Source organism: Bradyrhizobium sp. NAS80.1 (assembly GCF_001908205.1).
Lineage (GTDB): Bacteria > Pseudomonadota > Alphaproteobacteria > Rhizobiales > Xanthobacteraceae > Bradyrhizobium.
Genome location: NZ_LGHL01000030.1, coordinates 40,237 through 59,822 on the forward strand (window position 1 = coordinate 40,237; position 19,586 = coordinate 59,822).

Here is a 19,586-nt window from a genome sequence, read left to right on the forward strand (position 1 = left end):
GTGTTCATATGAACATAGTATGACAGCATATGAAATAGAAATTTGCGCCTCGCATGTTCGAATGATACTTTGGTTGGCACGGAGAGCCCATGCTCAGCACCCCCACCGAACGTCAGGCCCACATTCTGGAGATTGTCCGCGAGGAAGGCTTCGCCTCGATCGAGCACCTCGCAACGCGCTTCGACGTCACGCAGCAGACCATTCGCCGCCTCGTGAATGCGCTCTGCGACCAGGGATTGCTCCGGCGAATCCACGGCGGCGTCAGCCTGCCCGTCCAGAACCAGAATCTCGCCTATGGAAGCAGGCAGGGATTGAACGCCAACGCCAAGCAGCGCATTGCGCATGCGACCGCCAAGTTCATTCCCGACGGCGCCTCACTAATGATCGGACTCGGCACGACGCCTGAATATGTCGCGCAGGCGCTATCCCGCCGCCAGGATCTACGCGTAATCACCAACAATCTGAACGTGGCGGCTGCGTTCGCACAAAATCCCGATGTCGAGATCACGATCGCAGGTGGCACGCTCCGCCCGCTCGATCGGGACATCGTTGGCGAGGCAGCTGCGCGCTTCTTCGCGGACTTTCGGGCCGACTTTGGCATTTTTGGCGTCGGCGGCGTCGACCAGGACGGCACGCTGCTGGATTTTCACGTCGGCGAGGTTCAGGCGCGCCAGTCCATCGTCGCCAACTCGCGCACGGCCGTGCTCGTCGCCGACACGACCAAGTTCGGCCGCAACGCGACCGTGCGAGGTGGCCATCTCGACGATTGCCACCACCTCTTCACCGACGGTCCGCTGCCGGCCGCCTTTGCGACGATCGCAGCGAAGTACGGCGATCGTATTCACGCAAACGGCGAGGCTCGCGCAGATTTCGAGCGGCCCGGCCAGAGCTAGGCGAACGATCCAGGCCGAGCCAGCGCTTCCTCAGCCGATCTCCTGCCGAACCTTGGCAGCAGGTCGCACATCGACTTCAGCGTCCGCCTGCTCTAGCGTACGACAAACTTGTCCCTGGCCGTCAGAACGGCCGCGCCACTCTCCTCACGTGCCGTGAAGACGACATCGCCCTGGACATGCTCCGGCGCAGTGAGCGTGACGCGCAGCGACTCGGACGCATCCGGCGCCACTTCGATCGGTGCAAGCGCATCGTTGCCGACGATTGCGATTTTTGCGGCCACGCCGCCCACCGAAAGCCTGTACCGATGCGGACTCGCCGACTTATTGAGCAGCTTGACCGTGTATGCGTTGCGGACCGATCCATCGGAAAGCCGGACGGCGACGGGATCCCGGTCATGCTGGACGGAGAGCGAGGCCGTCGTCCTCGCCCCGAAAGCGACGGTGATCACGCCGGCGAGCGCGACGCATGCCGCCGTCAGGCCGAGGGTCTTCGGGCGCACCAATCTATTGACCGCGGGTTCGGCCCGGCGGCCACGTTCGATGTTCTTCCAGCTTTCGTAGTCGATCAGACCGCGAGGGCGCCCGAGCTTTGCCATCACACCGTCGCACGCATCGACGCAAAGTCCGCAGTTGATGCAGGCAAAGTTTGGCCCTTCACGTATGTCGATGCCAATGGGACAAACTGCTACGCATTGGCCGCAGTCGACGCAATCGCCGGCCGGCTTTCCTTGCAGCCGCAGCTCGGCGGCTTTCTTGGCGGAAGTTCGCTGCTCACCGCGGTAGTCGCGGTAGTTCACGGTGTAGGCTTCGGGATCCCATATTGCGCCCTGAAGACGCGGCCAAGGGCACATGAAAGTGCAGACCTGCTCTCGCGCAAAGCCAGCGAGACCATAGGTCGTCCCCGTAAAGACCAGTATCCAAGTGAGCGCTGTGGCGGAGATTTCGCCGGACGCGAAGCCGCGCAAGAGGTCAGGCGCATCCGTGAAATAGAAGATGAGGGTACCGCCGGTCGCCACCGAAATCAGCAACCAGGCGGCATGCTTTGCGGCGATCTCGATCACCCGCTTCGCCGTCAGAGGCGCGCCGATGTTCTTCAGACGCTGTCGCCGGTCCCCCTCTATCAGCCGCTCGACGAGCAGGAACAGATCGGTCCACACCGTCTGAGGGCAGGCGAAGCCGCACCACAATCGCCCGGCAAGAGCATTGGTCAGGATGAGTATGGTCGAGGCGAGCACCAACAGGCCCGTGACGAGATAGAGATCCTGCGGCCATAGCTCGATGAAGAATGCGTAAAGTCGTCCGTTTGCGAAATCGAGCAGAACCGCCTGGTCAGGCGCATTGGCACCCCGATCCCAGCGAAGGAACGGCGTCACGTAATAGATCGACAGCGTCAGCAGGAGGATAGCCCACTTCAACCGGCGGATCGGACCCTTGACCGCTTGCGGCACGACAGGCTGACCGGTGGCTGCAGCAGCCCTGGCGCGCGTTCGGGCGTGATCGATCTCGATGGTGACTGCCATGGCCCGCTCAGTTGACCGCGGCAAAGCCGAGCGAGGCCCGGATGGCAGGATCGATCAGGGATGGTGACCAGGGCGGCTCGAAAGTCATCGTCACGTCGACGGAAACGACGCCGGGGACCGCCGCGACGGCGGCTTGCGCCCCCTCCTTCAGGAAGCCCGTCGCTGGGCATCCCGGCGTGGTGGCCGTCATCGTAATGTGAACCTCGCCGCCTTCGGCTGTGATGTCATAGACGAAGCCGAGATCGACGATGTTTTGGCCAAGCTCTGGATCGATCACGACGCGCAGCGCGTCGCGGGCCCGCGCGACGAGTTCTTCTGTCATATCGGCGCCCTCACCGTCAGTTCGTAGGTGGTGCCGTCGGGCAAAAAGCCGCCGAGCCAACGAAAACCGCGCTTTTCAAGCTGCGGAAACAGAAAGACAGGCTCCCGTCGCAGCAGGGCCGACAGCGTCTCGCCGGGCCCGAGCTTGTCGGCTGCTGCGAGGATCTTAACCATGGGTTCGGGCGGCTCGAGGTCGCGATTGTCGAGCTTGACAAGAGGCTCCGGCCATGGCGCGAAGCCCCAGTCGGTAGAGGGAGACACGCCCGGCTCCTTTTTGGGCGGCTCGGCCGGCGTGAACAGGACCTCCCACTCGTCCCCTTCGAGCGGCTGTGCAGAATGCGCAAATCCCTTATCGGCCATCACGGCGAACAGCGGGATCGGCTTGAACGTCGCGTAGAGACGAAGTCCCTGCCCCGGCTCCAACCGTTCGAGCGCGGCCATGATGACTGAGAACGGTTCGCCCCCGGCTCGCAGGATCGGGCGGACGTCGACATCGATGTATGCGGTCATGGTTCTCCTCTCTCAGTTTCTGGCAAACAGCAGATGGGGGGCGACTGCTCCTCCGGGCAGCCGCAGCGGGCTCGCGACATCGGCGAGCCGCCGGATCCGGACGATTTCGCGGACGATGCCGACGACGCCCAGAGTCATCGCGACCACCGCGACACGGAAAGCGCTTGGCTCACCGACCAGGAGCGTGAGCGTTCCTGCCCAGACGGCCACATAGTAGATAACGAACCACTTCGTCGCCCTGCCCTCGGCGACGAGATCCTGGACTCGCGGCGTCGGTGCCCGCCCCATGACGGGGCCGTAGGTTTCCAGCCAGGTCAGGAACGCGACGATCTTGTAAAGCTTCGCGAGCACCAGCCCCGATAACCATCCGAACACCGCGAGGAAGGTGAATGCGCCGACGTGCGCCGCGAGCGCATCCGCCGAGATCAGCACGATGCCCAGCACGGCCACGCCCGCAAGGCTCGCGAACGACAGCGTCGCGATGCGCATGTTGAGCTCGAGCTGACGCCGCTTGCGGTGTCGGAAGATACCGGCGATGTCACGGCCGTACAGAGCGGCGGACACAAGCCCGAGGACTCCAGCCATCAACAACACGACGCCCATTCCGGACGCGAGCCCGATCGCCAATGCGCCGCCAGCCGCCGTTACGGCGACAGCCAGAGCACCGGCCGCGAGCGTTACACGGCTCTGGCGGTCGTCCACATCGGGCGACAGCATGAACATCGACAGAAGCCGGTAGCTGACGCCCATCGCAGTCAAGGTCAGCCACCCCCCCAAGCCCTGCGATCGCGTGGAGCGGCACGCCGGACGCCAACACTGTCTCGCCGACGGACCCGGCCCATCCAGCCAGCGCGAATGCGAATATCGACCCAAAAGCGACGGTTGCGCACAGCGAAGCCAGACCAACGAGAACGAAGCTGGCCGGCCCTGTCGGCCTCAGCCAGGCGGTTAGTCCGAGGTCGACGACCACGAGAACGAAGCCGGTGACGAGCAGAACCGCGCCGAGCGGCAGGAGCCAAAGTGCGGGCGGCAAGTGGCCGCCCAGCGCCATGAAGCCCGCGAGCAAGCAGACAAGACCGGCGGTAAGCAGGCCAAGAGCCGGCAACGCCCATTGCTCGGAGAACAAGGGCTTGGCGACGAGCACGGGAACGAACTGGAATAGCGCGCCGCACATTGCCAGGCTCAGCCAGCCGATAGTGACGGCATGGACCAGGACCAGCGTATCCGGCGAGGCGATGTCCGCGGCGGGATAGCCGATACCGGAGACCATCAGGGCGAGGGCCACCAACAACCATGTCAGCGCCGCCGCGAAGTAGGCCATCGTCCAACGGAATATGCTGCCGCCGATCATGCCCGCTCCGTCGTCATTTGCGCGTGCCGCCGGGCAACGGACCATAGGTCAGCGCCGGCCTGCGATACGCTCGCGCCCTGGTCATCATTCCCATCAGAATTCCTCTGCATCCGTCTCTGCAGCTTAGTGCAGGTTCCGGAGCGCTCTTTGCGATTTCGCAAAGACACCGAGGTTCCTCTCCTCGATAGTCGACTACGCAATAGATCGGAGAGCGATAGATGAGGATCTTCGAAAGACTTCGCGAGCGTAGCCGCCATGCCGCGCTCGAGCCGGCGGCGTTGGACGACTTCGCATGCGAAGCGGAGCGCCCGCCGGTTCATGAACACGGCCGTCCTGCGTCCCCCGCTTCGACCGCCCCAGGTTCATAATGTCGGGTTTTTCGTCTGAGCCGGTTTTTCGGGCCGTTTCCGGAAGGTGCAACTGCGACGTTAGGTATCGGTGCAGGAGGGCGTCTGGTCCACCGATCCATGATCGCCCGATGTTGAGCCACAGTCTGGTCGCGGCGACTGTCGGAGGGCTTGGAGAAAGGGATTCATGGCAGCCGTAGACCGCTCGCTCGTCACCAATCTTCCGATGTTCGCGGGTCTCACCCCCGCCGAGCAGGAAGAGATGCTGCGCGAGGCCCGGTCGGTCCGCTACCCCAAGGACACCGCGGTGTTCGAGCAGGGCGCCGAAGCCGACCGCTTCTTCCTGCTACTGCACGGCCATCTACGGGTCGAAAAGACCACTCCCCAGGGCCAGCAGGTCATCGTGCGCTACGTGTCCGCTGGTGAACTATTCGGGGTCGCGCAGGCCATGAACCTTGCCTGCTATCCCGCGACTGCGGCCGCCGCCGTCGACAGCATTGTGCTGGTCTGGCCGGCGGCATCTTGGATGCGCCTCGTCGCCAGATATCCAAGCCTCGCGGCCAGTGCGCTGCAGACGGTGGGAAGCCGACTGCAGGATACCCAGGCGCGCGTCATCGAGATTTCGAACGAACAGGTCGAGCAGCGTGTCGCGCACGCGCTGCTGCGTCTCGTCAAGCAGGCTGGCCGAAAAGTGGAGCGGGGAATCGAGATCGATTTCCCAATCAGCCGGCAAGACATCGCGGAGATGACGGGCACCACGCTGCACACCGTGAGTAGAATCCTGAGCGCATGGGAGGGCCAGGGTCTCGTCGAGGGCGGACGACAGCGCATCGTGTTGCGCGACCCTCACCGCCTTCATCTTCTCGCGGAACACTCCGAAGAGAGCCGCCTTCGCGGCTCGACCCCTTGAGCCCAAGGCTTCTCACCCTCGGCCCAGGACCGGTTTAGTCGTCGGCCGCGGCCAGGCCAGCCTCGATATCGACGACGAGATCAGTTTCCGCCTCTTGCCCACCGGCTGTTTGAAGGGCTATTCCACACTCGATCCGGAATGCTCAAAAGGCCTCGGTGCAGATCGAGGCCTTTTGCGTGCCCGGCGTGTCCTGCCCTCTGCTCCTTCCGCCTGCAATCGTTCGATATGAAGCAATACGACAATAGAGCCTGGCTCCTGGTGCTTCCTGCCCTTGTCATCGTGACCTTCGTCGGAATCCTCCCTCTCATCGCCGTGACGAATTATTCCTTCCTCGATCTCTTCAGCCTGAACAATCCTTATTGGCTCGGCGTCGAGTGGTACCGGAACATCGTCGCCTCGGAGCGTTTCTATAGCAGTTTGGGACGAAGCTTTCTTTTCTCGGCCATCGTCCTGTCGATCCAGCTGCCGCTCGGCATCTGGATCGCGCTTCTCCTGCAACGATCACATCGATTCATCGTCAGCACGGTGCTTGTTCTGATCACCATTCCGCTTGTGGTGCCGTGGAACATGATCCCGATGATCTGGCTCAACTTCATCAATCCCAATGTCGGTCTCGCCGGCCGGATGTTGGAATGGTCAGGCGTCGGCTTTGACTACAAGTTCAATGCCCTGCACACCTGGATCGTGCTTGTCGTGATGGATACATGGCATTGGCTGGGGTTGGTCGTCGTGCTGTCCTATGCGGGAATCTCCAGCATTCCTCCCGCCTACTACCAGGCGGCGGCCATTGACGGCGCGTCGCGATGGCACATCTTTCGCTTCATCCAACTGCCGAAAATGAAGACGGTGCTTTCGATGGCACTTCTTCTTCGCTTCATGGACAGTTTCATGATCTATATCGAGGCCTTCCGCATCAATGCCGGCGGACCGGATGGCGCGACGGCATTCCTAAGCCTCGACCTTGGCGAGGAAATCCAGGCTTTCAACTACGGACCGGCAGCCGCCCGCTCGATCGTACACTTCCTGATCGTCATGACAGTCGCCTGGGCCTTCAAGGCAGCAACCGGCACCCGGAAGCCGGTCGCCATGGAGCCCGTCAGGTGAAGTCGCTGTCATTGACGGGGAGGATTATCGTATTCGTCGTGCTTGGGGCCTTCATCCTCGTACCACTGGCGCAAACGATCCTCATCAGCTTTGTTTCGACGCTTCCAAGAGACGGGATCCCCGAAGGGCATTTCAGTCTCGTCAACTACAAGAACATTCTTCTTTCGCCTGTTCTGAAAGAAGCGATTCTCAATTCCATCATCTACGTCCTGCTGAACGTTGCGCTTTGCCTTGGCGTCGGACTGCCCGCCGCTTATGCGTTCGCCCGATACAGCTTCGTCGCCGATCGGCAGCTCTTCTTCCTGCTGCTGGTCTTCCGCATCACGCCGACCGTCGTGCTTTCACTGCCGATCTTTGTCCTGTTCGCACAGATCGGCCTGGTCAACACCCCAGTCGGCATCGCTCTTGTTCATTGCGTTTTCAACATTCCGATATCCATCTGGATATTGGAGGGATTCATCTCAGCGGTGCCTCGTGAGTTGGACGAGACAGCGTTCCTGGACGGCCACACTCTCGTCAGCTTTTTCTTCCGCCATCTCATTCCAGCCGTGGCGCCGGGCATCGGGGTCACCGCGTTCTTCTGCTTCATCTTCTCCTGGGTGGAGGTGGTGCTTGCCCGCATTCTTACGACGACCGGTGGCAAGCCAATCACCATGGCCATCAACGCGCTCTTCGGCTTCCGAACAGACGTCGGCCTCGTCATGGCAATGACGGTTCTGGCGCTCGTTCCCGGAATTGCGATGATCTATTTTGTTCGGAACCACCTCGCCAAGGGCTTTGTCGTCAGAACTTGATGGTTGGACGAAGCGCGAGGCGAACTCGTCGGGCAAGCCCCGCGATCGGTGCGGCGAAGTCAGCCCTTACGGCGACACCAGCTTCTTGCGGATGGCATAGCGAACCAGCTCGGCAGTGGACGACATCCGGAGCTTGCGCATCGCGGCGGCGCGGTGGGTCTCGACGGTCTTCACGCTTAACTTCAGGATTTCGCTGATCGACTTGTTGGTATGCCCTTCCGCGATCAGCTGGACCACGCTCTGCTCGCGCGAGGTGAGCAGCATGTCGTTCCGGTTCTGCTTGTTCGACTGGTAATCTTGAAGCAACTTCTCCAGCAGAGCGCTGGTGAAGTAGGGCCTACCGTCGAGCAAGGCCTCGACGGCGAAAATCAGGTGCTTGCGGGCGTCGGATTTGAACAGCACGCCACGGACGCCGGCGAGGATGACCTCCGTCAGGAGTTCCTCGCTCTCGTGCATGGTCAGGATCAGCACCTCGGTTCGTGAACGCAGCGCCTTGAGACGACGACTGACCTCCACACCGTTCATGATGGGCATGGAGTAGTCAACGATCGCGACATCCGGTCTGGTCTCCAGCGCCAGCGCGACAGCCTGCTCGCCGTTGATCGCTTCTCCGCTCACGATCCAGTTTGGGCGTGCTTCGACGATCGCGCGAAGCCCGGAACGCACGATTTCGTGGTCATCCGCAATCAAGATGCGCTTCACGGCGTCGTTCCCGTTTGCCAGTCTCGCCTCTACCGGGCGACAACGGCGGTGACCGTCCGCACAATCAGCCGATTATACGGCGCCCGGCCACCGGGTTTATCCAGTAAAACCCTGAGATATCCCGGCAAAGGTACTGACGCCCCGGAGCGGCTCGCCGAAGTCACCGTTCAGGCCACGATCAGACCCGTCCGAGCAGCATAGCGGACCAATCCGGCCGTCGAGCCCACCTCCAGCTTGCGCATCGCGGCCGCCCGATGCGCTTCGATCGTCTTGGCACTGAGATCGAGGATCGCGCTGATCCCTTTGTTGCTGTATCCCTCTGCAACCAGCTTGACCACGAGCCGCTCGCGCGCCGTGAGTTCGTGGTGGTACCCACCATCGGCACCCGGTTCGCGTTCGAAGTCGTTCACGCAGCTCTGCGTGCAGAACGGCCTGTGCTGCAATAGCGACTCGACGGCAGCCAGCAGCAGCTTGTTCGCATCCGACTTCACCAGGAACGCGCGCGCGCCGGCCTCGAACGCCTGCTGCGCGATCAAGCCCGAATTGTGCACGGTGAAGATCAGAACCTCTGTCTGCAGCGGGTAATCCCTGATCCGCCGGGCCACCTCGACGCCAGTCATGCGGGGCATCGAGAAGTCGAGGATGGCGACGTGAGGCCGGCTCTCGATTGCGGCTGCGACCGCTTTGCCGCCGTCGGTAGCCTCGGCCACAACCGCCCAGTCCGCCCGCTGTTCAAGCACCGCGCGCAGGCCCGAACGCACCGCTTCGTGATCGTCCGCTATGAGAATTCGCTTCATCGCAGCGCACTCCAAATCCTTCACGGCGGTCCGGTTCTTTTCCGGCTCGCCGCCGCGGGCTAGTGTTCTTTCGTTGACTGCGTGCCTGCGTAGGCCCTCACGACCGCCACGTTACTTCGCCGATTGCGCCTGTTCGCTGCGAGACGAAGCGGGAACATTGCGCACAGAACGGCGCCGGAATGCGACGCTGCTGGATTGGACTGGATCTCGAGCGTACCTCCGATCTCGTGCAGCCTGGCCCGCATCGCGGGAATTCCGACCCCGATCGATGCGGCCTTGGTGCCGCGCCTGCCGGGGTCGGGAAGGCCGCGCCCGTTGTCGCTGATCGTCAACCGGAACTGGCCGTCGGCAAATTCGACGACGATGGTCACTTCCGTCGCCTTCGCATGACGGAAGACGTTGGTCAGAGCTTCCTGGACGACGCGCAGAAGCGAGCGCTTCGTCTCGTATGGCAGCTGGTCGACGTCCGGCACGATGTCAAATGCCACGCTTAGCGATGTACGCGCCGAAAAACCCTCTGCGTAACGCTCGATCGCGGCCTTCAACCCCTCCCCCTCAAGATTCCGCGGATGAAGCAGATAGGCAAAAGCGCGAAGCTCCCGTAGGGCTTCATCGATCGACGCATCGATGTCGTCGCAGAGCCGCTCGGCCGAGGACGCGTCGCCCAGGCTGCTGCGGATCCGCATCAGGGTAAGGCTGGCGGCAATCAGATGCTGACAGGTCGAGTCGTGCAGATCGGAGGCGATCCGCTGCTGGATGCCTTCCTGAATGGACAACAGGTCAACGCTGATATCGAATCCGCCGCCGCATGCCTGCTGAATGGGACCATCGCGCAGTTCGCGGTGGCTGCCGATCAATCGGATCATGCCACCGAGCGCGGGATCCACGATCGGCGTGACGGTCGTTTCCATCGCCCGAGGTCGACCGCCGAGCGCAAGTCGCTGGCGGATCCTGACACCGGTTCCTTCCGCAAGGCCCATCCCAAGGGCCTCGCAAACGGATCTGGCGTCGTCGGCGCTCATGCAATCGAAGATATCCAGATCGCGGACGTCTTCGGACGATACACCGAGCTGCAACTCGAATGCCGGATTGATCCGCTCATAGGCGAAGTGTCCGCGGTAGGACGGGCGCGCGGCAAACAGAAGATCTGCAGAAGACATCCAGTAGAGCCCGTCGATGGCTTCCTGCGAACCCGTCCCGCTGCCGAGACGGATTCGCTTCGACGCACCATGTGACTTCACGGCAGATACTCACTCTATTCCGGCGACTCTCGACCAGATCGAGTGTCTCCTTCCCCGCCCCGCCAACATCAACCACCAGATCGGAAGATCCTCCCCGCAGGCTTGACGATCATACCACCGCACAACGCGCCACACCAACAGATAGCATTCCCAGACAACCAAAATCTCTAATTTGCGAGGAATATGTTCGCGACGTTCGATATGCAGTTTGTGCCACGCAGCGCTCAAATCCGATGCAAACAAGATTCAAAACACCGGACGCACACTTCAGGACCCGCGCTTGAGGACGTACGCTTGGCGAAATGATCGGCGGCAATTTGGTTGCGTCTGCTTGCGTTTAGGAACACGTCCCTGACCGATGTCCTGGCCCCGCCTGCTCCATTTCCGAGAGTCCAACTAGACCGGCGTGCCTCGTCCGCTTGATTTCTGCCCTCCTCCCTACATAGAATTCCGGATGTGCGCCCGCGAAGCGGACCATTAAGGTCTTCTAAGGTCTTCGCCGGCGAACGAGGTCAGCATGGGCGTTCGGCGAGAACCTTCAAGCCGGTTGAATCCGTCCTGTTCGGCCCGATTGCAATCGCCGCCGGCGCAGGAATTTATGGGCTGGCCATCGGAGCCATCTCGATCTGACCAATATCGCTGACCGTATGGAGGCGAGTGTGAATATTCGGACCGCGTATCGCGCCTTGATCCTGGGTGCACTGGTAGCCGTCATTGCACCATCGACCCTCTGTCAGGCCCAGCCGAAGGACGGCGGCGTGACGGCGCCGAAGCAACAGGGCGCAGCCGCGCCAAACGATGCGACGCCGAATACCAATACGAATCCGGCCAAGCACCGCTACTGGCGGCACCGCGGCGGCAAGCATCCTCACTATGGCAGCCGCCGCGTTCGCACCTAAGGTCTGGCGGCTCCCGGCAATGGACCGATCTATGAGCGAATCCAGGATGGGACCAGAGCGCGTGCGCGAGGTCGTTCTGAACGAGAGCCCGATAGATCATAGCGGGGATACCGGCCAGCGGAGCCTGCTCGCGACGGGTCTTATTCTACTTGTCGCGGGCGTCACGCTGTTCCTGGTGTGGACGACGGTGCCCAGCCTATTGATCGTCTTCGCGGGCGTGCTGTTTGCGGCCCTGCTGGATGCCGCGGCGCGGGCGCTGGCGCCGGTCGTTCCTCTCGGTCGCGTATGGCGTTTGACGCTCGTGCTTCTGCTGCTGTCAGCTCTGTCAGGCTTCGGCCTGGTCTGGGGCGCGGGGAAGCTGCCGGAGCAGACGCGCCTGCTGCTGAAGGTCATGGATGCCCAGCTCGATATCGTGCAGCAGCATCTGTTGTCCTATGGCGTGGACCTACTCGGCCCTGAATGGGGGCGCGACATTGCGCAATGGCTGTTCGCCGACCAGGGCCGGTTTTTCAGCCATGCCCAATTCCTGCTGGGTGGCGCCTCGAGCCTTCTGACCGGCGTGCTCGTGATCCTGTTCCTCGGCATTCTCTTTGCCTTCGATCCGACCAGCTACCGCGAAAGCCTGGTCGTGCTGGTCAGGCAATCCTACCGCGCCCGCATGCGTGCAGTGATGGACGAGATGGGCAATGTCATGCGGCTATGGTTTGTCGGCCAGTTGATCCGCATCATTCTGATGACGCTATGCGTCTGGCTCGCGCTCTATCTCATCGGGCTGCCGGGCCCGTTCGTGCTCGGACTGCAGGCGGGCTTGTCGAACTTCATTCCCTATCTCGGGCCGATCGTCGCCGCGATCCCGATCGCGCTCGTGGCGATGCCGCTCGGCGTCTCGCCGCTGATCTGGGCCGTCGTCGTCTACACGATCATCCAGTCGATCGAAGGCTACGTGATCGGCCCGCTGATCCAGCGTCAGGCGGTCGAGACGCCGCCGGCCTGGACGCTGGTGGCGATCGTTCTGCTCGGCGCCTTGTTCGGCGTCATGGGTATCGCGCTCGCGATGCCGCTCGTCGCCATCGGCCGCGTCGCGATCATCAGGTTTTATGTCGAGGACTATCTCGGCGACCGTCTCGGGTCGGCGTTGGACAATCGTGAGTGACTGCCATGAGCGAAATCAATGCTCACCATGATACCCCTGAGCCTTCCCAGGCACGTTCGGGGATGGGTCACATTTTGTGGCAACAGCTTCCCTACGCTGTCGCACTGCTGCTCGCCATCGGGGGTGTCGCCTATACCAACATCTCGCACCAGCCGCTGGTTGGCTATTGGGAATTTCTGGCGCTTGCCATCGGTGTGGTCTGCGTCGTCACGAAATGGCCGGAGACCGAGGGCCGGGAAAGCCAGATCCGTCTGATCTGGACCCAGGCGCTGCACTGGATCGCGGTCCTGATCACGATGAACATCATCCTCGTCTCCGGTGTTCAGCAGTTGCTTCCGACGCCGGCGACCGGCCTCGTCCTGCTGACGCTGCTTGCGCTCGGCACGTTCCTTGCTGGCGTGAGTCTCCTGTCGTTGCAAATTGCCTTTCTCGGACTTGCGATGGGCGCAGCCGTCCCCGCCATCTCGTGGCTGAAGCAGTCGATCTTCTTCTTCCTGCTCGGCGCGGTGCTGCTGATCGGCCTTGCCATCTCGTTCTGGCTGCGCCAGGACCGGCCCGCGGCCGGGCCGACGGGAAGCGGGTAACAGACGGAGGCTTGAATGCGACCATTGCGATATCTTGCAGTCACCGGCGCGATAGCCGTTCTTTGTGTCGTCACCTCTCCCGCACACGCCGAGAGATTCAGGGTCGGCAGGCTACTGTGCTTCTCGGAGCCGCGTGTCGGAATGGTGCTCGGGTCGGCGCAGTCCTTGCGCTGCGTATTCAACGCGTTGCGCCCGCCCCGGCAGTACGTCTACGAAGGGCGGATCAGGCGCGTCGGGCTTGATCTCGGCGTGACCAGTGCCGGCACATTGTCCTGGGCCGTCTTCGCCAGGAATTCGCGGATAGGTCCCGGCACGCTGCGCGGCAACTATGTCGGCGCGAGCGGCAATATCGCCGTTGGCCCCGGGCTTGGCGCCAACGTGCTGATTGGCGGGTCGCGGCGGACGATCATGCTGCAGCCGATCTCGGTCGAGCGCTCGATCGGGCTCAACCTTGCGGCCGGCGTGACCCAATTGACATTGGGACCGCGAGGCCAGCGATAATCCGCATCCGACCTTGCTGCCCAATGAAAACGACCTCGACCATGACACGCAATCGAAGACCTTGGCTGATCGCCGCCCTCGTCGCTGCTCTCGGCGCAGGCAGTTACTTCCTCTGGCAGAGGCTTGGGGGCGACAGCCTTCCGAGCGGATTCGCCAGTGGTAACGGCCGCATCGAGGCCGTCGAGATCGATATCGCCACCAAGACGCCGGGGCGCATCCGGGACATCCTGGTGCGAGAAGGCGATCTGGTCACCGCGGGACAGGCTCTGGCGCAGATGGATACCGTGCAGCTCGAGGCGCAATACCGCCAGGCCCAGGCGCAATTGCGGCGCGCCACGATCGGTATCGAGACCGCCAAGAGTCTCGTGACCCAGCGCGAAGCCGAGAAGAAGACGGCAACCGCCGTGATCGCCCAGCGCAAAGCGCAGTTCGATGCAGCCGATCGCAAGCTCCAGCGTTCCGAGCAACTGATCCTAACCAACGCGGTATCCCAGCAGGTGCTCGACGACGACCGGGCAGCCGCCAACGGCGCGCGCGCAGCCGTGGCAGCGTCCGAAGCCCAGCTCGCCGCCTCTGAAGCCGCGATCAGCGCTGCTAATGCGCAGGTGGTCGACGCGGAAGCTGCCGTCGATGCGGCGAAGGCCGCGATCGAAAGCATCAAGGCCGACCTCAACGACTCGACGCTGCGCGCACCGCGCGATGGCCGCGTTCAATTCCGCGTGGCCCAGCCGGGCGAGGTCCTCAGCGCCGGCGGGCGCGTGCTGAACCTCGTCGACCTCGGCGACGTCTACATGACCTTCTTCCTGCCGACGGCGCAGGCTGGCCGCGTGGCCATCGGCTCGGAGGTCCGCCTCGTGCTCGACGCCGCGCCGCAACGGGTCATCCCGGCCACGGCGACGTTCGTCGCCAGCGTTGCTCAATTCACACCCAAGACGGTCGAGACCGAGGAGGAGCGCCAGAAGTTGATGTTCCGCGTCAGGGCGCATATTTCGCCGGAGCTGCTGCGCAGACACATCGAGCAGGTCAAGACCGGGCTGCCCGGTCGCGCCTTCGTTCGCCTCGATCCCAACGCCGAGTGGCCGGCGCAGCTGACGGAAAATCTGGTCAAATGACCGACGCGCCGCACGCCTTCCCTTCCTCCGCTTCTGCACCGGTGATACGCCTCGAGGCGGTCGGGCTGTCCTACGGCACAACGCGCGCGCTCGATGGCATCACGCTCGACATTCCCGCAAGCCGCATGGTGGGATTGATCGGACCCGACGGCGTCGGCAAATCCAGCCTGCTCTCGCTGGTCGCCGGAGCTCGCACAATCCAGGACGGCCACGTTCACGTGCTGGGCGGTGACATGACGGACGCTGCCCACCGGCGGCGGACCTGTCCGCAGATCGCCTACATGCCGCAGGGCCTCGGCAAGAATCTCTACCCGACGCTCTCCGTGTTCGAGAATGTCGATTTCTTCGGCCGCCTGTTCGGCCATGACCGCCGCGAGCGCGCGGAGAGAATTCAGCAGCTCCTGAGGGACACCGGTCTTGCGCCGTTCACAGAGCGGCCCGCGGGTAAGCTGTCGGGCGGCATGAAGCAGAAGCTCGGCCTCTGCTGCGCGTTGATCCACGATCCTGATCTGCTGATCCTCGATGAGCCGACCACCGGCGTCGATCCGCTCTCGCGCCGGCAGTTCTGGGAGCTGATCGAGACGATCAGCAAGGATCGTCCCGGCATGAGCGTCATCGTCGCCACCGCCTATATGGAGGAAGCTGCGCGCTTCGACTGGCTGGTTGCGATGGATGAGGGACGGGTGCTCGCCACCGGCACGCCGGCCGAACTGCTGCGGCAGACCGCTACCGACAATCTCGATGCCGCCTTCATCGCCCTGTTGCCTGAGGAGCAACGACGGGACCACAAGGAGGTGGTGATCCCGCCCCGCCGGGCCGACCAGGGCAGCGACGTCGCGATCGAGGCCAAGGATCTCACCGTCAAATTCGGCGACTTCACGGCTGTCGATCATGTGACCTTCCGCATCGCCCGCGGCGAGATTTTCGGCTTTCTCGGCTCGAACGGCTGCGGCAAGACCACGACCATGAAGGTGCTGACCGGGCTCTTGCCGGCCAGCGAAGGCGAAGCCCAGCTGTTCGGACGCGAGGTCGATCCCCGTGACATGGATGTCCGGCGTCGCGTCGGCTACATGTCGCAGGCCTTCTCGCTCTATTCCGAGCTGACCGTCCGCCAGAACCTGGAGCTACACGCACGCCTGTTCCGGCTCGCCCCCGATACGATCGACGGTCGAGTCCTCGACATGGTCGATCGCTTCGACCTTTCCAATGTTATCGACGCGTTGCCGGACGCGCTGCCGCTCGGCGTCCGCCAGCGCCTGTCGCTCGCCGTCGCCATGATCCATGCGCCCGATATCCTGATCCTGGACGAGCCGACGTCCGGCGTTGATCCGGTGGCGCGCGACAGCTTCTGGCAAATCCTGTCCGACCTGTCGCGGCAGGACAACGTCACGATCTTCGTCTCCACCCACTTCATGAACGAGGCGGAGCGCTGCGACCGCATCTCGCTGATGCATGCCGGCAAGGTCATGATCAGCGATACACCGGAACAAATCGCGGCGCGGCGCGGCGGCGGCAGCCTCGAAGAGGCTTTCGTTGCCTACCTCAAGGACGCAATCGCCGCGAGTGACACGACGAAGGCGCCCCCAACGCCGCATATCGCGCCCCCCCGCTGCCGCCGCGAAGCCGCACGGCGCGATGCACAGCACATTGAGCTTCTTCGATCCGCGCCGCATGTTTGCCTATACGCAACGGGAGGCGCTCGAGCTCAAGCGCGATCCGATCCGCGCCACCCTTGCGATCCTCGGCAGTCTCATCCTGATGTTCGTGATGGGCTATGGCATCAACATGGACGTCGAAAACCTCTCCTTCGCGGTCATGGATCATGACGACACCACGATCAGCCGCGACTATGCCCTTCAGATCGCGGGCTCGCGCTACTTCACCGAGCTCGCACCGATCACCGACTATGACGATCTCGATCGTCGCATGCGCAGCGGCGAGCTCAGCCTTGCCATCGAAATCCCGCCCGGATTCGGGCGCGACGTGGCGCGCGGCAGCAACGTTCAGATCGGCGCATGGGTCGACGGCGCAATGCCGTCGCGCGCGGAGACGGTGCGCGGCTACGTACAGGCGATGCACGCGACATGGCTCGCGCAGCGCGCCCGGCAGCTTTACGGCAATGCCGCCACCACCGGCGACCACCAGATCGAGGTTCGCTTCCTCTACAACCCCGACCTCAGAAGCATCGTTGCGATGGCGCCGGCCGTGATCCCCATCCTGCTGCTGATCATCCCGGCGATCCTGGCGACGCTGAGCGTCGTGCGCGAGAAAGAGCTTGGCTCGATCATCAATTTCTACGTCACGCCGGTCACCCGGCTCGAGTTCCTGATCGGAAAGCAACTCCCCTATGTCGCGCTCGCCATGCTGAACTTCTTCCTGCTGACCGCTTTTGCTGTGTTCGCATTCCGGGTTCCCTTCACCGGCAGCTTCGTCGCATTCACGTCCGCAGCGCTCCTGTATGTCATCATCACCACCGCCATGGGCCTTGTGATCTCGTCATTCATGACGAGCCAGATTGCCGCGATCTTCGCGACCGCACTGCTCACCATGATCCCGGCCACGCAATATTCGGGGCTGGTCGATCCGGTTTCCTCGCTCCAGGGCGCCGGCGCCGTTATCGGACGGATTTATCCGACGGCCCATTTCGTCACCATCACGCGCGGCACCTTCTCCAAGGGGCTCGACTTCGGCGATCTGTCCGGACCCTTCCTGGCCCTGATCGTCACCATCCCGATCCTGCTCGCGCTCGGTGCCGCGCTCCTCAAGAAGCAGGCGAACTAGATGCGTACGGGCAATATCATCCAGCTCGGTATCAAGGAGCTCCGCGGCCTGTTCCGCGATCCCATGATGCTCGCGCTGATCGTCTATGCCTTCACGGTCTCGATCTATACAGCGTCCAAGGCGCAGCCGGAGACGCTGAACCAGGCGGCGATCGCCATTGTCGACGAGGACAAATCGCCCGCCGCCGAGCGCATCATCACGGCGTTCAGCCCGCCCTATTTCACAGTTCCCCGGCTGATCTCGCAATCGGAGATGATGAGCCGCATGGATGCCGGCCTCGATACTTTCGCGCTCAACATCCCACCGAACTTCCAGCGCGATCTGCTGGCGCGGCGATCGCCCGCGATCCAGCTCAATGTGGATGCGACCCGGATGTCGCAGGCATTCACAGGCAGCGGCTATATCCAGTCGATCGTCGGCGACGAGGTCAGCGAGTTCCTGTCCCGTTATCGCTCGGCCGCCCCGCTGCCGATCGATCTAGCGCTGCGCGCCCGTTTCAATCCCGAGCTCAACAAGAGCTGGTTCGGAGCAATCAACAACATCATCTCCTCGGTCACGATGCTGTCGATCATCCTGACCGGCGCGGCACTGATCCGGGAACGCGAGCACGGTACGATCGAGCACCTTCTGGTCATGCCGGTGACGCCCTTCGAGGTGATGGCAAGCAAGATCTGGTCGATGGGGCTCGTCGTCCTGGTCGCAGCAAGCATATCGCTGATCTTCGTCGTGCAGGGATTGCTTGCGGTCCGGATCGGCGGCTCGGTCCCGCTGTTCCTGTTTGGCACCGCGCTCTATCTGTTTGCCACCACCAGCATGGGCATCTTTCTCGCGACGTCCGCCGGCACGATGCCGCAGTTCGGCCTGCTCTTGATGCTCGTTCTGATGCCTCTTCAATTGTTATCGGGCGCCACAACCCCGAGGGAGAGCATGCCCGAGATCATCCAGAACATCATGCTCGCTGCGCCGAACACCCATTTCGTGATCCTCGCGCAGGCCATCCTGTTTCGCGGCGCCGGGCTAGCGGTCGTGTGGCCGCAGCTTGCCGCTTTGCTGGTGATCGGTGGCTCATTGTTCTTCCTGTCTCTCCGTAGCTTCCGGCGGTTCCTGCAATGAGGTTCCGCGAGGTGCGATAGCGCGCGTCCGCGGCCCTGCGCACGGGGGAGGATGGGAACATTCCTGCCCCGCTGCTCAGGGTTTTGTCTGATGTCGGCGTCGGGTGTTCGAGGCTATGATCCGATGTGCGGTCGATCGAGCTATGACCGCGCAGGAGGATTGCATGGCCGTGTATGACAGTCGCGGAACCGTGGGCGCCTTCGGTACTCCGCCGCTGTGGGCTTGCGCGCTGCTCGGTGTCGTCCTGATCGCTGCCGGTCTCTTCGCACTCGGCGACCTCGCCTTCGCCACCATCATCAGTGTCAAGTTTATCGGGCTCACTGCGATCGCCGCCGGCGGGTTCGAGGTCGCGCACGCGTTCTGGACCAAGGGATGGGGTGGTTTCCTGTGGCGGATCGTGCTCGGCGTGCTCTACCTCGCCTTCGGCCTGATCCTGCTCACCCAGCCGACCTCGGGCGCGCTGATCCTAACCTACCTCCTCGGCGCAGTGCTGTTCGCATCGGGCATCGTTCGATGCGTTCTGAGTCTCGCTTACTGGCAACACAGCGGCTGGATGATGCTGATCTCCGGCATCTTCGCCGTCATCGCCGGGGTGCTCATCCTGTTCGGCTTCCCCGACATCAGCGTCTGGGCGCTCGGCTTCCTGCTCGGCGTCGACCTGATGGCGCATGGCCTGGCGTGGCTGCTCTACGCGCTGCAATCGCTACGGACGACCGCATGACATAAGGAGAAAAATACGATGCATGCTCCCAACCGCCGTGCCTTCCTCGGCCTTGCAAGCAACGCCATTGCCGCCGCAGCGATCGGCGCCGCCGGCGCCCGCCTCATCGGCGTCGCGAACGCGATGCCGATCGATCCCGCCCTGGGGCAGGCCGATAAGCCATCGGCCCCTGTGACACCGGCGCAGTGGGGACCGCCGCCCGGTCCGGGCTGGGGCGGCCCCGGATGGGGCG

Annotated in this window: 19 protein-coding genes and 1 pseudogene; 13 read left to right on the top strand and 7 right to left on the bottom strand. The window is 63.0% G+C overall.

The features are described from left to right. The first annotated feature begins 89 nt into the window (after positions 1–89). On the top strand, positions 90–893 hold the full coding sequence (locus AC629_RS07860; protein WP_084804146.1) for a DeoR/GlpR family DNA-binding transcription regulator: 804 nt from the start codon (positions 90–92) through the stop codon (positions 891–893). Between the two features lie 92 nt (positions 894–985). Here AC629_RS07860 and ccoG read toward each other — a convergent pair whose 3' ends face one another. The 4 genes from ccoG to AC629_RS50115 are packed head-to-tail and all read right to left on the bottom strand — an operon-like array spanning position 986 to position 4,003. After that, the gene (gene ccoG, locus AC629_RS07865) at positions 986–2,413 is read right to left on the bottom strand and encodes a cytochrome c oxidase accessory protein CcoG (RefSeq protein WP_084804147.1); all 1,428 of its coding nucleotides are present in this window, start codon (positions 2,411–2,413) and stop codon (positions 986–988) included. 7 nt (positions 2,414–2,420) lie between these two features. Beyond that, the gene (locus AC629_RS07870; RefSeq protein ID WP_084804148.1) at positions 2,421–2,735 is read right to left on the bottom strand and encodes a metal-sulfur cluster assembly factor; all 315 of its coding nucleotides are present in this window, start codon (positions 2,733–2,735) and stop codon (positions 2,421–2,423) included. After that, a complete protein-coding gene (locus tag AC629_RS07875) occupies positions 2,732–3,244 on the bottom strand; it encodes a DUF2249 domain-containing protein (protein WP_084804149.1) in 513 nt (170 codons plus the stop codon). Before AC629_RS07875 ends, AC629_RS07870 begins: the two co-directional genes overlap by 4 nt. A gap of 12 nt (positions 3,245–3,256) precedes the next feature. Beyond that, entirely contained in the window at positions 3,257–4,003 is a 747-nt protein-coding gene (locus AC629_RS50115) for a hypothetical protein (protein WP_349531096.1), read from the bottom strand. Positions 4,004–5,129: 1,126 nt separating this feature from the next. Between AC629_RS50115 and AC629_RS07885 the strand changes: the two genes are divergently transcribed. The 3 genes from AC629_RS07885 (at position 5,130) to AC629_RS07895 (ending at position 7,750) form a co-directional block, all read left to right on the top strand. Continuing rightward, positions 5,130–5,852 (top strand): Crp/Fnr family transcriptional regulator, encoded by a 723-nt coding sequence (locus tag AC629_RS07885; RefSeq protein ID WP_084804150.1) that lies wholly within the window; start codon positions 5,130–5,132, stop codon positions 5,850–5,852. 225 nt (positions 5,853–6,077) lie between these two features. After that, positions 6,078–6,956, top strand: coding sequence for a carbohydrate ABC transporter permease (locus tag AC629_RS07890; RefSeq protein WP_084804151.1), 879 nt, complete (start codon positions 6,078–6,080; stop codon positions 6,954–6,956). Next, positions 6,953–7,750, top strand: a complete 798-nt coding sequence (locus tag AC629_RS07895) for a carbohydrate ABC transporter permease (RefSeq protein WP_084804152.1) — start codon at positions 6,953–6,955, stop codon at positions 7,748–7,750. The genes AC629_RS07890 and AC629_RS07895 overlap by 4 nt, the downstream gene beginning before the upstream one ends. A 66-nt stretch (positions 7,751–7,816) precedes the next feature. On the opposite strand, the gene AC629_RS07900 is transcribed toward AC629_RS07895, so the two are convergent. From AC629_RS07900 to AC629_RS07910, 3 genes are all read right to left on the bottom strand, one after another. After that, the gene (locus AC629_RS07900) at positions 7,817–8,452 is read right to left on the bottom strand and encodes a response regulator (protein ID WP_084804153.1); all 636 of its coding nucleotides are present in this window, start codon (positions 8,450–8,452) and stop codon (positions 7,817–7,819) included. A 167-nt stretch (positions 8,453–8,619) separates the two neighbouring features. Next, a complete protein-coding gene (locus AC629_RS07905; RefSeq protein ID WP_084804154.1) occupies positions 8,620–9,249 on the bottom strand; it encodes a response regulator in 630 nt (209 codons plus the stop codon). Between the two features lie 59 nt (positions 9,250–9,308). Beyond that, the gene (locus AC629_RS07910; RefSeq protein WP_245331755.1) at positions 9,309–10,490 is read right to left on the bottom strand and encodes a sensor histidine kinase; all 1,182 of its coding nucleotides are present in this window, start codon (positions 10,488–10,490) and stop codon (positions 9,309–9,311) included. Between the two features lie 659 nt (positions 10,491–11,149). Here AC629_RS07910 and AC629_RS07915 point away from each other — a divergent pair. The 9 genes and pseudogenes from AC629_RS07915 to AC629_RS07955 all read left to right on the top strand — a co-directional run. After that, the gene (locus AC629_RS07915; RefSeq protein WP_084804164.1) at positions 11,150–11,389 is read left to right on the top strand and encodes a hypothetical protein; all 240 of its coding nucleotides are present in this window, start codon (positions 11,150–11,152) and stop codon (positions 11,387–11,389) included. Positions 11,390–11,420: 31 nt separating this feature from the next. Further along, complete coding sequence (locus AC629_RS07920) at positions 11,421–12,542, top strand: AI-2E family transporter (RefSeq protein WP_084804156.1); 1,122 nt, start codon at positions 11,421–11,423, stop codon at positions 12,540–12,542. Between the two features lie 5 nt (positions 12,543–12,547). Continuing rightward, entirely contained in the window at positions 12,548–13,126 is a 579-nt protein-coding gene (locus tag AC629_RS07925) for a hypothetical protein (RefSeq protein ID WP_084804157.1), read from the top strand. Positions 13,127–13,141: 15 nt separating this feature from the next. Then, positions 13,142–13,627 carry a DUF992 domain-containing protein gene (locus AC629_RS07930; protein ID WP_084804158.1) on the top strand — a complete coding sequence of 162 codons (486 nt, stop codon included), beginning with the start codon at positions 13,142–13,144 and terminating at the stop codon, positions 13,625–13,627. Positions 13,628–13,668: 41 nt separating this feature from the next. Then, positions 13,669–14,739, top strand: a complete 1,071-nt coding sequence (locus AC629_RS07935; RefSeq protein ID WP_084804165.1) for an HlyD family secretion protein — start codon at positions 13,669–13,671, stop codon at positions 14,737–14,739. Next, positions 14,736–17,520: pseudogene (gene rbbA, locus AC629_RS07940) on the top strand (ribosome-associated ATPase/putative transporter RbbA). The gene AC629_RS07935 and the pseudogene rbbA overlap by 4 nt, the downstream one beginning before the upstream one ends. Continuing rightward, entirely contained in the window at positions 17,521–18,633 is a 1,113-nt protein-coding gene (locus AC629_RS07945) for an ABC transporter permease (RefSeq protein WP_084804159.1), read from the top strand. 163 nt (positions 18,634–18,796) lie between these two features. After that, positions 18,797–19,354, top strand: a complete 558-nt coding sequence (locus tag AC629_RS07950) for an HdeD family acid-resistance protein (protein ID WP_084804166.1) — start codon at positions 18,797–18,799, stop codon at positions 19,352–19,354. Positions 19,355–19,372: 18 nt separating this feature from the next. After that, on the top strand, positions 19,373–19,586 hold a 214-nt coding region (locus AC629_RS07955), incomplete at its 3' end, for a twin-arginine translocation signal domain-containing protein (RefSeq protein WP_143198985.1).